Source organism: Domibacillus sp. F004, assembly GCF_057814295.1.
On sequence record NZ_JBVATB010000001.1, the window covers coordinates 234,532 to 247,204 of the forward strand.

Annotated in this window: 18 protein-coding genes; 16 read left to right on the forward strand and 2 right to left on the reverse strand. The window is 41.4% G+C overall.

Annotation, left to right across the window (positions count from 1 at the left end):
• Positions 1–71: 71 nt before the first annotated feature.
• The 10 genes from ACZYRN_RS01235 to mtnN all read left to right on the forward strand — a co-directional run bounded on the left by ACZYRN_RS01235 (position 72) and on the right by mtnN (position 7,397).
• Complete coding sequence (locus tag ACZYRN_RS01235) at positions 72–347, forward strand: IreB family regulatory phosphoprotein (RefSeq protein WP_488909685.1); 276 nt, start codon at positions 72–74, stop codon at positions 345–347.
• Positions 344–760, forward strand: coding sequence for a Holliday junction resolvase RuvX (ruvX, locus tag ACZYRN_RS01240; protein WP_488909686.1), 417 nt, complete (start codon positions 344–346; stop codon positions 758–760). Before ACZYRN_RS01235 ends, ruvX begins: the two co-directional genes overlap by 4 nt.
• 14 nt (positions 761–774) lie before the next feature.
• Positions 775–1,062: a DUF1292 domain-containing protein gene (locus tag ACZYRN_RS01245; RefSeq protein ID WP_488909687.1), complete on the forward strand. Its 288-nt coding sequence runs from the start codon at positions 775–777 to the stop codon at positions 1,060–1,062.
• A gap of 102 nt (positions 1,063–1,164) precedes the next feature.
• Positions 1,165–2,268: an endolytic transglycosylase MltG gene (gene mltG / locus ACZYRN_RS01250; protein WP_488909688.1), complete on the forward strand. Its 1,104-nt coding sequence runs from the start codon at positions 1,165–1,167 to the stop codon at positions 2,266–2,268.
• 110 nt (positions 2,269–2,378) lie between these two features.
• Complete coding sequence (locus ACZYRN_RS01255; protein WP_488909689.1) at positions 2,379–3,026, forward strand: O-methyltransferase; 648 nt, start codon at positions 2,379–2,381, stop codon at positions 3,024–3,026.
• Complete coding sequence (locus ACZYRN_RS01260; RefSeq protein ID WP_488909690.1) at positions 3,023–3,952, forward strand: peptidase U32 family protein; 930 nt, start codon at positions 3,023–3,025, stop codon at positions 3,950–3,952. Before ACZYRN_RS01255 ends, ACZYRN_RS01260 begins: the two co-directional genes overlap by 4 nt.
• A gap of 12 nt (positions 3,953–3,964) precedes the next feature.
• Positions 3,965–5,236: a peptidase U32 family protein gene (locus ACZYRN_RS01265; RefSeq protein ID WP_488909691.1), complete on the forward strand. Its 1,272-nt coding sequence runs from the start codon at positions 3,965–3,967 to the stop codon at positions 5,234–5,236.
• 185 nt (positions 5,237–5,421) lie between these two features.
• Positions 5,422–5,898, forward strand: a complete 477-nt coding sequence (gene greA, locus ACZYRN_RS01270; RefSeq protein WP_488909692.1) for a transcription elongation factor GreA — start codon at positions 5,422–5,424, stop codon at positions 5,896–5,898.
• A gap of 107 nt (positions 5,899–6,005) precedes the next feature.
• Positions 6,006–6,635 (forward strand): YrrS family protein, encoded by a 630-nt coding sequence (locus tag ACZYRN_RS01275; RefSeq protein WP_488909693.1) that lies wholly within the window; start codon positions 6,006–6,008, stop codon positions 6,633–6,635.
• 60 nt (positions 6,636–6,695) lie between these two features.
• A complete protein-coding gene (gene mtnN, locus ACZYRN_RS01280) occupies positions 6,696–7,397 on the forward strand; it encodes a 5'-methylthioadenosine/S-adenosylhomocysteine nucleosidase (RefSeq protein ID WP_488909694.1) in 702 nt (233 codons plus the stop codon).
• 138 nt (positions 7,398–7,535) lie between these two features.
• Here the strand turns inward: mtnN and sigK are convergent, their stop codons facing one another.
• Together sigK and ACZYRN_RS01290 are read right to left on the reverse strand one after the other, a co-directional pair.
• Positions 7,536–8,300 carry an RNA polymerase sporulation sigma factor SigK gene (gene sigK / locus ACZYRN_RS01285; RefSeq protein ID WP_488909695.1) on the reverse strand — a complete coding sequence of 255 codons (765 nt, stop codon included), beginning with the start codon at positions 8,298–8,300 and terminating at the stop codon, positions 7,536–7,538.
• Positions 8,301–8,347: 47 nt separating this feature from the next.
• Entirely contained in the window at positions 8,348–8,491 is a 144-nt protein-coding gene (locus ACZYRN_RS01290) for a sporulation histidine kinase inhibitor Sda (RefSeq protein ID WP_488909696.1), read from the reverse strand.
• A 288-nt stretch (positions 8,492–8,779) separates the two neighbouring features.
• Between ACZYRN_RS01290 and ACZYRN_RS01295 the strand changes: the two genes are divergently transcribed.
• The 6 genes from ACZYRN_RS01295 to yqeK are packed head-to-tail and all read left to right on the forward strand — an operon-like array spanning position 8,780 to position 12,667.
• A complete protein-coding gene (locus ACZYRN_RS01295) occupies positions 8,780–9,301 on the forward strand; it encodes a YqeG family HAD IIIA-type phosphatase (RefSeq protein ID WP_488909697.1) in 522 nt (173 codons plus the stop codon).
• Entirely contained in the window at positions 9,298–10,398 is a 1,101-nt protein-coding gene (yqeH, locus tag ACZYRN_RS01300) for a ribosome biogenesis GTPase YqeH (protein WP_488909698.1), read from the forward strand. The genes ACZYRN_RS01295 and yqeH overlap by 4 nt, the downstream gene beginning before the upstream one ends.
• 14 nt (positions 10,399–10,412) lie before the next feature.
• Positions 10,413–11,246 carry a shikimate dehydrogenase gene (gene aroE, locus ACZYRN_RS01305; protein ID WP_488909699.1) on the forward strand — a complete coding sequence of 278 codons (834 nt, stop codon included), beginning with the start codon at positions 10,413–10,415 and terminating at the stop codon, positions 11,244–11,246.
• A gap of 2 nt (positions 11,247–11,248) precedes the next feature.
• On the forward strand, positions 11,249–11,542 hold the full coding sequence (gene yhbY, locus ACZYRN_RS01310; protein ID WP_488909700.1) for a ribosome assembly RNA-binding protein YhbY: 294 nt from the start codon (positions 11,249–11,251) through the stop codon (positions 11,540–11,542).
• 14 nt (positions 11,543–11,556) lie between these two features.
• Complete coding sequence (locus ACZYRN_RS01315; RefSeq protein ID WP_488909701.1) at positions 11,557–12,111, forward strand: nicotinate-nucleotide adenylyltransferase; 555 nt, start codon at positions 11,557–11,559, stop codon at positions 12,109–12,111.
• A complete protein-coding gene (yqeK, locus tag ACZYRN_RS01320; RefSeq protein WP_488909702.1) occupies positions 12,098–12,667 on the forward strand; it encodes a bis(5'-nucleosyl)-tetraphosphatase (symmetrical) YqeK in 570 nt (189 codons plus the stop codon). The genes ACZYRN_RS01315 and yqeK overlap by 14 nt, the downstream gene beginning before the upstream one ends.
• The last annotated feature ends 6 nt before the right edge of the window (positions 12,668–12,673 follow it).

Here is a 12,673-nt window from a genome sequence, read left to right on the forward strand (position 1 = left end):
AATTGTTGTACAATGAACATAACGTACAAGAGCGGGCTAAATTTGCCCCCGCATGAAGTGAGGTGCTGACAGTGAGTTCTTTTGACAAGACAATGCGGTTTAACTTTCCTGAAGAACCGTATGACGAGAATGTAAAAGAAGTATTGTTTAAAGTGCATAGTGCACTTGAAGAAAAAGGCTACAATCCGATCAATCAAATTGTCGGATATTTGCTTTCGGGTGATCCGGCTTATATTCCGCGGCATAATGATGCACGTAACTTAATTCGGCGTCTAGAACGGGATGAAATCATTGAAGAACTTGTCAAAACGTACTTGAAAGAACAGCAGGAGGATACGACATCATGAGAACGATGGGTCTTGATTCCGGCACAAAAACAGTAGGCATCGCGATTAGTGATGCCTTTGGCTGGACAGCCCAGGGCATTGAAACAATAAAGATTAACGAAGAAGCCGGTGAATTTGGCATGGAACGGATCGGCGAACTTGTACGCGAGCATGACGTGAGCAAATTTGTCGTTGGCTTTCCAAAGAACATGAATAATACAATTGGTCCACGTGGAGAAGCAGCACAGCGCTTTGCGGCGATGCTGGAGGAGAAATTCGGATTTCCTGCCATTCTCTGGGATGAGCGATTAACGACAATGGCAGCGGAACGTGTATTATTAGAGGCAGATGTCAGCCGGAAAAAACGTAAAAAAGTGATCGATAAAATGGCAGCGATGATGATTCTGCAAGGATATCTCGACAGTCAAAAATAATGAGGTGACCAATTATGGAACATGGCGAAAAACAAATTACAGTAATTGACGAAAACGGCAACGAGCAGCTTTGTGAAGTGCTTTTTACATTTGATTCAGATGAATTTAAAAAATCATATGTCCTTTATTTCCCTATAGGCGCAGAGGAAGATGATAACGAAGAAATCGAAATTCATGCATCATCGTTCATTCCAAAAGAAGATGGGGAAGACGGAGAGCTTGAACCGATCGAATCGGATGAAGAGTGGGATATGATTGAAGAAATGCTTAACACATTCCTCGATGATGAAGAGCAAGAATAATTTTTAAAAGAACAGGCAGCTAATAAGCACCTGTTCTTTTTCTTTTGATAATGTTCTTGTATAATAAGAAAAAATGCAAGATATTGTCGAAAGGGGATCTTTATGTCGAATGAGCTATATCCGCCGGCCGGTCGAAAAAAAAAGCGGCTGAAACGAGCTGTATTATTTGTGCTTATTTTCCTCCTGTTTATCATGATAGGAGGAGCTGCGGGTGCGTATTATGTATGGCAAAGTGCCGTTAATCCGGCCGATGAAACAAGTGAGGAAGAAGTAGCAGTGTCCATTCCGCTAGGATCAAGTTTATCTTCTATTTCACAGAGACTTGAAGAAGGCGGCATTGTTAAAAACGCGACTCTCTTTAAATATTATGTAAAATATAGAGGGGAAGGCGATTTTCAGGCAGGTGAATATACACTATCTCCTTCAATGACGCCTGAAGAAATTATCGCAGCGTTAAAAGAAGGAAAGGTGACAGGTTTAGCAGATGGAAAGATTTCGATTCCAGAAGGCTATCAATTGACACAAATAGCTGAGCTCATAGCTTCTGCAACAGATCATGATCCGGAAGATGTACTCAAGTCGCTTAATAACGATGCATTTGTCCAAAAAATGATCGAAACGTATCCAGCCGTTGTTACAAAAGCAGTGCTCAATGAAAATATTCGTTATCCGCTTGAAGGATATTTATACCCGGCAACCTATGAAGTGACGCCTGGCGCTCAATCTGTTGAAGAACTCGCGGAAGAAATGATCGCAAAGACAGATGAAGTTGTTAAAAGCTATACAAATCAAATTAAAGCATCCGGCATGACCATTCATGAATTTTTAACAATTGCTTCACTCGTTGAAGAAGAAGCAACCGGCAAAACAGACCGTAAAAAAATCGCCAGTGTCTTTTTTAATCGAATGAAAATAGATATGCCTTTGCAAACAGACCCAACCATTTTATACGCAAAAGGTACACATCAGGATCGTGTTTTATATAAAGATCTTGAAGTTAATTCACCTTATAACACATACCAAGTAAAAGGGCTGACACCAGGACCGATCGGCAACAGCGGAAGGGACTCGATGGAAGCAGTTCTAGAACCGGTACAGACAGATTATTTATACTTCCTTGCTTCACCTGCAGGGGATGTATATTATTCAAAAACATTGGATGAACATAATGCACTTAAACAAAAATATATTACAAATGATCAATAAGAAACGCACATGGATTTTCTCTCTTTTCTATGATAGAATAATTCCGGCACAGAAGACTTGGGAAAGCTAATACAGCTTTCTCTTTTTCTTAGAAAAGAGGTCATAATTTCATGGAAGACGATATACACCGCTACATTGAATCGCTGCTTCCGGAACGCGAGGAATTGTTTGCGGAAATGGAGCAGTACGCACTAAAACACCGTGTGCCTATTATGGAGCCAGTGGGCATGGAAACGTTAATTACGATGTTAAAGCTTCAAAAACCGGCGCGTTTGCTCGAAATTGGAACAGCGATAGGCTACTCAGCGCTTCGGATGGCAGAGGCTGTACCTGGTCTTCATGTTACAACGATGGAGCGGGACAGCGAGCGGCATGAACAGGCACTTCAAAATATAGGTCGTTCAAATGACATGGGGCGCGTACATATATTGTTTGGTGATGCGCTTGAACTGGCAGAAGAAGCGGAAAAGTATGGACCGTTTGATGCCATTTTTATTGATGCAGCCAAGGGGCAATACCGACGTTTTTTTGATTTATACGCACCGATGCTTGCACCGAATGGCGTCATTTATTCTGATAACGTATTATTCAAAGGATACGCTGCAGGAGTAGAAACACCTTCAAAACGAATAGAGAAAATGGTACAAAAAATTACAGATTATAATGAATGGCTGATGACAAATCCTGATTTTGAGACAATGATTTTACCGTCGGGTGATGGAATTGCTGTTAGCATAAAACGGAGTGAGGAAAAGTGACAAAACCGGAATTACTAGTGACCCCAGGCAGCGTTGGTGAGATAAAAAGACAAATTGAAGCCGGTGCTGATGCTTTTGTAGTAGGTGAGCAGCGATATGGTCTTCGTCTTGCTGGCGAATTCAGCCGCGCACAAATACAAGAAGCCGTTACATTGGCACATGCATATGGGAAAAAAGCATATGTTGCCGTGAATGCCATTTTTCACAATAAAATTGCTGAAGAACTGGATGAATACGTACAATTCATAAAAAAATCAGGAGCTGATGCTATCGTATTTGGCGATCCGGCGGTCTTAATGGCCGTTCGCTCATCTGCCCCGGGTTTCCCTCTTCATTGGAGTCCAGAGACGATTGCGACAAACTGGTATACTGCAAACTACTGGGGGAAACGCGGTTCTGTCCGTGCCGTGCTTTCACGGGAACTTAGCATGGATGCGATTATTGAAACGAAAGAAAATGCTGAAGTGGCGATTGAAGTGCAGGTGCATGGCATGACATGTATGTTCCAGTCAAAACGGCCACTTCTTGGTCATTACTTTGAATACATGGGAAAAAAGATGGAGATTCAAAAGCGGCAAGGGACGCAAAATATGCTTCTGCATGATGAAGAAAGAGGCAATAGATACCCGATTTATGAAGATGAAAATGGCACGCATATTATGAGTCCAAATGATATGTGCATTATTGATGAGCTGCAGGAGATGATTGAAGCAGGCATCGATTCATTTAAAATTGACGGCGTTCTTCAAACAGAAGATTATCGTGTTGCGGTGACAAAGTTGTATCGAAAAGCAATTGATTTATGTGTTGAAAACCCGGATCAATATGAAGATGAAAAAGAAGAATTGCTTGAAGCAGCAGAAGCTCTTCAGCAAGACCATCGACCGCTGGATTCAGGCTTTTTCTTTAAAGAAACGGTTTATTAGGAGGAAACAATGATGGATGCTATAAAAAACGACCGTATTTCAACGATTGTCGACGGCAAGCGAGTCATTGTAAAAAAACCGGAACTGCTTGCACCGGCTGGAACACTTGAAAAATTAAAAATTGCTGTCCGCTATGGAGCTGATGCGGTATATATTGGTGGTCAGGAATACAGCCTCCGTTCCAACGCTGGTAATTTTACATTTGATGATATGAAAGAAGGCGTTGCATTTGCACAACGGTATGGGGCCAAAGTGTACGTGACAACGAATATTTTTGCACACAATGAAAATATTGATGGTCTTGAAGAGTATTTGCGTGGTCTTGGAGAAGTAGGTATAGCGGGCATTATCGTTGCGGATCCGCTTATTATTGAAACGTGCCGCCGAGTTGCACCAAATGTGGAAGTACATTTAAGCACACAGCAGTCATTGTCTAACTGGAGAGCCGTTCAATATTGGAAAGAGGAAGGGCTGGACCGGGTTGTTTTAGCTCGTGAGACGACAGGAGAAGAAATGCGTCTTATGAAAGAAAAAGTCGATATTGAAATCGAAACGTTTGTTCATGGTGCTATGTGTATCGCGTATTCGGGACGTTGTGTGCTAAGCAATCATATGACAGCGCGCGATTCAAACCGCGGTGGCTGCTGTCAGTCATGCCGCTGGGATTACAATCTTGTTGAGATGAAAGATGGCGAAGAAACGGCACTGACGACGGACAGTGATTCACCCTTTGCGATGAGTCCGAAAGATTTGCGGTTGCTTCAGTCGATTCCAGGGCTTGTTGAGCTTGGCATTGACAGCTTGAAAATTGAAGGAAGAATGAAATCGATTCATTACATCGCAACAGTGGTCGGTGTATACAGAAAAGTTATTGATGCTTATTGCGCTGATCCAGAAAACTTCGCTATTCAGCCTGAATGGTTAGAAGAACTTGAGAAATGTGCAAATCGTCCAGCAGCACCAGCATTCTTTGAAGGTATACCGGGTGCGGATGAGCAGTTATTTGGTGTGCATGGCAAAAAAGCCTCTCATGACTTTACCGGCCTTGTCGTAGATTATGACGAAGACACACAAATTGTCACATTGCAGCAACGTAACTTTTTTCGTCCGGGTGATACAGTTGAATTTTTCGGTCCGGACATGGACACATTTACTCAAGTTGTTGGAACTGTCGTCGATGAAGATGGCAATGAGCTAGAAGCTGCTCGTCATCCGCTTCAAATTGTTCAATTTAAAGTGGATCGTCCTGTATCAAAAGATGATATGATGCGGAAAGGGCTGTAATGTAACTTTTGCGCGGCTTAATGGACATTAAGTTGTTCGTAAACGTAAACAAATCTTGAACAAAAAGATATTTTATAGTATGTTTTTATGAAACAGGCATATAATTTGGAAAACGCGCGCCCTCTTTAAGAGGGTGCGCGCTCATATTTCAATGCCTTTTTTGAACATTAAAGGAGTGGAAAAAGTTGTCGAACGAAAAAGTATACATGATGACACTGGAAGGTAAAGAAAAATTAGAACAAGAATTAGAGCATTTGAAATCAGTAAAGCGTAAAGAAGTGGTCGAGCGTATTAAAATTGCCCGCAGCTTCGGCGACCTGTCTGAAAACTCCGAGTATGATTCGGCGAAAGAAGAGCAGGCGTTTGTGGAAGGACGGATTGGTACGATTGAAACGATGATCCGTAACGCGAAAATTATTGAAGAAAATTCGGTGAATTCCGATGAGGTTTCACTTGGCAAGACCGTTACATTTATTGAGTTGCCAGATGGTGAAGAAGAAAGTTACACAATTGTCGGCAGTGCAGAAGCGGATCCATTTGAAGGGAAAATTTCAAATGATTCACCAATTGCAAAAAGTTTGATTGGCAAACGTGTCGGCGATAAAGTGATCGTTCAAACGCCGGCCGGGGAAATGAATGTAAAAATTGTTTCCATCGGTTAAATGAAAAAGCGCTTAAGGCTTGAGCCTTTTGCGTTTTTTTTTGCGTAAATTCATTTATCATGTAAAGAAGACGTGTTAAAATGGAGGCGTAACGAGGAGGAGAAAAAATGGAACAAACGTCGCGTGCAGAACGCAAAACAAAGAGGAGAAAAACGAACCGCATTTTAAATACAGCTATTGCAGTTGTCGCACTACTTATCATTATTGTCGGATTTACGATTTTTGCCGGGGGAAATAATGAAGAACCGGCTGCTCCGGAAGAAGAAAAAATGACAAAAGAGCAGACAGCTACTGTAACAGATCAGAATGAACAGAAAGAAGAGGAACCAGAAGTAGCTGAAACAAAAGAACCTGTGAAAGAAGAGCCTGTGAAAGAAGAACCGACTGAGAAAGTGATGGTAACAGAAGGTTCGGAGCCGAATGTAGAACAGGAGATTGTGGATCCAAATTGGAAAGGTGTTGGCACATCTCAATCAGGCACTCATACATCTTCATTTGAAACAAGCTCAACAGACTGGCAGGAAAAAGTAAAGGCACTTTCCTATGCAACAGGTATCGGTTCTGATGACATGACGGTATGGTACATAAGTGGAAATGGCCCTAAAGGAGCGATCGGTACGGTTTCGCCTAAAGCAGATAAAAATGATGCGTACCGAGTTTACATTGAATGGATAGAGGGACAAGGATGGAAACCGGTTAAAGTACTGAAGCTAGAACAAAACGATAAAGCACGTTAATCAAGAGCCCGCTTTGACGGCGGGTTTTTTGGTGGGAAAGAGAAGAAGGAGCGGTTTATAATGAAAATTGCCATTATTGGTGCTATGGAAGAGGAAGTATTGATTTTACGTGAAGCGATGGAAAATAAAGAGGTAAAGACAATTGCTGGAAGCGAGTACACAACCGGTACATTACGTGGTGTTGATGTCATCTTGCTTCGTTCGGGAATTGGGAAAGTAAATGCCGCCATGACGACTTCTGTACTTATTCATGAATTCCAACCGGATGTCATCATAAATACGGGATCTGCAGGTGGGCTTTCTCCGGAACTACAGGTTGGCGATATCGTTATTTCTTCTGAAGTGCGTCATCATGATGTAGATGTGACAGCATTTGGATATGAATATGGCCAAGTACCGCAGCTGCCGGCGGCGTTTATAGCAGATGCGCGTCTCGTTGAAATCGCTGCTGCATGCGCAGAAGTCGATCAAAAAGTGAAAACAGTAAAAGGATTAATTGCGACAGGAGATTCATTTATGAATGATCCGGTACGTGTACAGGCTATTGCAGAAAAATTTAGGGATTTGCAGGCAGTTGAAATGGAAGCAGCAGCGATCGCACAAGTGGCTCATCAATTTAATGTTCCATTTGTCATTATTCGTGCACTTTCTGATATTGCGGGAAAAGAGTCCGATATTTCATTTGAGCAGTTCTTGCCAAAAGCAGGTCTTCATTCGGCAAATCTCGTCATGAAAATGGCAGAAGAACTTGGAAAAGAGTAAGAAAACGATAACAAAGCCGTCATTTTATGATAAAGTAATAGAAACGATAGAAGTGGACTTGAAAAGGAGTGTTGCAGAATGGTTATGATGATTTTAGGGTTATTGCTGGCGACTGTAACAGGCGTTATGATTTCTGTATCAATCGACTGAAGGCAGACGAGTGGAAGGGTGCTCCAAAAGAGTTTCTTTTGGGCCTCTTTTTTGTTTTGTTGAAAGTTTCTTGAATTCCTGCATCATTTTAGCTAGGGCCCGCTTTTCGATTCTTGACACATAGCTGCGTGAAATATTCATTTCGGCAGCAATTTCCCGCTGTGTTTTATCACGTCCGTTGCCAATGCCGTACCGGGCAGCAATGACAGCAATTTCCCGCGCGTCTAAGACAGAAAGGCAGCTTTTCATCTGTTCAATATCCATTTCCATTGACAGACGTGCAGCGATATCTTCATCTTCTGTTTTTAATAGATCAAGCAAGCTAATTTCGTTTCCCTCTTTATCACGTCCAACGGGGTCGTATAAAGAGACGTCTTTTTTTGTTTTCTTCAATGTGCGAAAATACATGAGAATTTCATTTTCAATACATCGTGCTGCATAGGTCGCCAGTTTCGTTCCTTTTTTGCCAGAGTAGCTTTCGATGCCTTTAATTAACCCGATCGTACCGATGGAGATCAAATCTTCTGTGTCTTCGTTTGTCTTTTCGAATTTTTTGACAATGTGGGCGACGAGTCTCAAGTTATGCTCAATCAGTTTTGTGCGAGCATGGCGATCTCCCTGCTCATGGAGTGCTAGATATTTCTTTTCGTCTTCAGCAGAGAGTGGGTGTGGAAAGGCATTATGTTTCACATAAGAAACGAAAAAAACCGCTTCTTTCAGTAAAAAAGAGAGAGCGGCAGCCAGTTCAATCATGATGATCCCCCCTTTATCGATTATCGTATGCGGGAGATCTGTTTATATTACTTTTTAGAGGGGTTTTCTTGTTGATGGAGTAGACGGCGTTTCAATTCTTGTTCGATTAGGACAATGAATTCGTCATTTAATTTAAGCTTTGTCGCTTTTTCATAGGAAAAAAGAAGTAAACGATCGGACAGTGTTCGCATAGATACTCATCTCCAAAAAAAAGTAGTAGTGAAGCTTTGCTCTAGTGTACCAAAAAAATAATTATAGAACAATCGTTCTTTTTTCCACAGGGGAAGTGGATAAGTAAGAGGAAGATGTGTAATAAGTGGCAGAAGTCTTGATATATAAGCTGTGGATTTGTGCATAAAGTTATCCACATGTTAGAAGCGGGAAAATTGTCGAAATGTTTTTGGACTTATTATTGTTTTGTCACATATGAAAAAATCAGCTATGATAAGATGGTAAGACTGAAATTAGAGGTGTAAATTGTGCTGAAATTATTTTTGCCAAATGAGCAAGTAAAAAGCATTTTGGAAATAGAACCGGAACGTCTGGCGCAAAAAGGGATTAAAGCAATTATTACGGATTTAGATAATACGCTCGTAGCATGGGATCGTCCAGATGCAACACCGGAATTATTAGACTGGTTTAATAAAATGCGCGATGCAGGCATTAAAGTTCTCATCGTTTCTAATAATAATCAAAACCGAGTTAGCTCGTTTTCAACGCCCTTGGATTTACCGTATATTTTTGAAGCGAGAAAACCGATGGGGCGTGCATTTAGAAAAGCGATTAAGTTATTGAATGTACAAAAAAGTGAAACAGTTGTAATAGGAGATCAGCTGTTAACCGACGTATTCGGTGGCAATCGGAGTGGAATTCACACAATTTTGGTTATTCCTATCGCGGCAACAGACGGTTTTTGGACAAGAATTAATCGAAAAATTGAACGTCAGTTAATGAACTTTTTCCGCCGTAAAGGAATGATTCAATGGGAGGAAAGACAGTGAATAATAAACAAATAACGTGTGAAGGATGCGGCGTTACCATTCAAACGACAAATTCGGATGGTCTTGGCTATGCACCCGCATCAGCACTTGAAAAAGAAATGATTGTCTGCAAACGCTGCTTCAGACTGAAACATTACAATGAAGTGCAAGATGTAGCACTTACAGACGATGACTTTTTAAAAATTTTAAATACGGTTGGCGAAACAGAATCACTAATTGTGAAAATTGTTGACATTTTTGACTTTAACGGAAGCTGGCTGCCGGGGCTGCATCGTTTTGCTGGGAAAAATCCCGTGCTTTTAATCGGAAATAAATCTGATCTACTACCGAAATCTGTGAAGCGGGAAAAACTGATTCATTGGATGCGCCACGAAGCGAGTCAACTTGGTTTAAAACCGATCGATGTATTGTTAATCAGTGCATCGCAAGGAAAAGCAGTTCGTGATGCAGCAGACGCCATTGAACATTACCGGAACGGAAAGGATGTATACGTTGTCGGTTGTACAAATGTGGGAAAATCAACGTTTATTAATCGCATTATTAAAGAGATCACCGGTGAAGGCGATCTTATTACCACATCTCATTTTCCGGGTACGACACTTGATATGATTGAAATTCCGCTTTCAGATGGCCACGTACTTGTTGATACGCCTGGCATCATTAACCATCATCAAATGGCCCATTTCATTGACAAAGAAGAACTGAAAGTGCTTTTGCCGAAAAAAGAAATTAAGCCGAAAGCCTTTCAATTAAATGAAGGACAGACGCTTTTTTTTGGCGGCCTTGCCCGATTTGACTATATCAGTGGCGGAAGACGTTCCTTTATTTGCTATTTGTCTAATGACATTGACATACACCGTACAAAAATAGACAAAGCGGATGAATTGTATGAGAACCATGCAGGAGAATTGTTAACACCGGCTGGAAAAGGTGGAGAAGCACTTGAATTTATGCGGCAAGAATGGACAATTAAAGAAGCGAAAACCGATATTGTGTTCTCGGGCCTCGGTTGGATTACAGTGAATGAAGCAGGATCAAAAGTGGCTGCATACGTGCCAAAAGGAGCGGCAGTTACACTTCGCAAGTCGTTAATTTAAAGGTGGAAAGTCAAATGAAAAAATTATATGGAATAATCGGGGATCCAATCGGGCATTCAATGTCCCCATTAATGCAAAATGATGCCTTTGCATTGCTTGGAATCGATGCACATTATCAGCCATTCCACGTTACGGGAGAAAACTTGCCGGCAGCCATCACAGGCATGAAAGCACTCGGTGTTGCCGGATTTAACATAACCGTGCCGCATAAAACAGCGATTATACCCCTTTTAGATGAAGTGGATCCGCTCGCTGCCGCGATTGGTGCTGTTAATACGGTTGTAAATAAAGAAGGACGCTTTATTGGCTATAATACAGACGGTGAAGGATTTATTCGCGGTTTGCATGAAGAGTATGGCCAGTCTGTTTTGGATAAACGTATCTTAATTATTGGTGCAGGAGGTGCGGCACGCGCTATTTATTACACCCTTGGACAACAGGGTGCTAAACAAGTTGATATTGCAAATCGTACGATTGACAACGCGCTGCAGTTAAAAGAACGCTGTCCATATGCAATTGAAACCGCTGCTTTGACAATAGCAGAAGCAGAAAAGCACCTTGCTGATTATAATATTATTATTCAAACAACATCTATAGGCATGTCTCCAAAAGTAGACGCGTCACCGATTCAATTAACAAACATTTGCTCAGATGCTTTTCTATCAGACATTATTTATAATCCTGCTGAAACGTTGATTATGAAAGAGGCCAGAGAGCATGGTGCGCGTGTACAAAATGGTATGAAAATGTTTGCATACCAAGGAGCGCTTGCGTTTGAAAAATGGACAGATACATTTCCAGACCCGAAACGGATGATGAAAATAGTGCAAGAAAGGCTTGGAGGGTAAACATGTTAACAGGAAAACAAAAACGATTTTTGCGTGCAGAAGCACATCACATTACACCTATTTTTCAAGTAGGAAAAGGCGGCGTGAACAATAACATGACCGCGCAAATTGCAGAAGCACTTGAAGTACGCGAACTTATTAAAATTAGTATTTTGCAAAATAATGAAGATGATAAAAATGACGTGGCAAAAGCATTGGCAAAAGGAGCAAAAGCCGAACTTGTTCAATTGATCGGCCATACGGTTGTTCTTTATAAAGAATCAAAAGAAAACAAAAAAATTGTCTTGCCGCGATGAGAAAAGTCGGGATAATGGGTGGAACATTTAATCCCCCTCATATTGGACATTTAGTGATGGCCAACGAGGTGCTGCATACGCTGGATCTTGATGAAGTGCGGTTTATGCCAAATTCGGTACCTCCGCATAAAAAGTTAGACGGTCATGTAAGCGATGAAGCACGGCTGCGGATGACAGAACTTGCGATAAAAGGAAATGAGCTTTTTCGTGTAGAAACAGCTGAGATAAACCGTGCCGGTGTCTCGTATACAATTGATACGATGAGGGAATTAATGAGGAAGGAACCGGATGCATTATTTTATTTTATTATTGGTGCAGACATGATCGAGTATTTACCGAATTGGCAAGAAATTGATGAATTAGCCCAAATGATCAACTTTGTCGGGGTGAAGCGTCCAGGTTATTCAACAGAGACCCCTTACCAGGTTACGCTCGTTGAAACGCCTGAAATTCATTTGTCGTCCACTGTTCTGCGTGAAAGAGCGGCAAAAGGAGACTCGCTTTTGTATTTATTGCCAGATGATGTTATCCGCTATATAGAGGAGAATGGTCTTTATGGAGCAGAGTGAAGCACTTGAACTTGTCAAAGCAAAGTTGACAGACAAAAGATACGAACACACAATCGGTGTAATGGAAACGGCGGTCCAGCTAGCTCAAACGTATGGAGCAGACGTAAAAAAAGCAGAAATAGCGGCTATTTTTCATGATTACGCGAAATTCCGTCCAAAAGAAGAAATGAAGCAATTATTGCTTGAGGAGAAGATAGATGCACGGCTGTTGCACTTTCATCATGAATTGTGGCATGCACCAGTTGGAGCATTACTTGTTCAAAAAGAAGCAGGGATCATGGATGAAGAGGTTCTATCAGCGATTCGCTGGCATACGACTGGGCGACCGGGTATGACAAAGTTGGAAAAAATCGTTTATCTAGCTGATTACATTGAACCGGGCCGCCGCTTTCCAGGAGTAGATGATGTTCGTGCTTTGGCTGCTCTTCATTTAGATAAAGCGGTTTTTGCCGCTGTTAAAAATTCAATTCTTTTTTTAATAAGCAAACAACAACCGGTATTCCCTATGACATTAGATACGTACAATGACTTTATTCAGAATGGAGACGATGTTTAATTGACA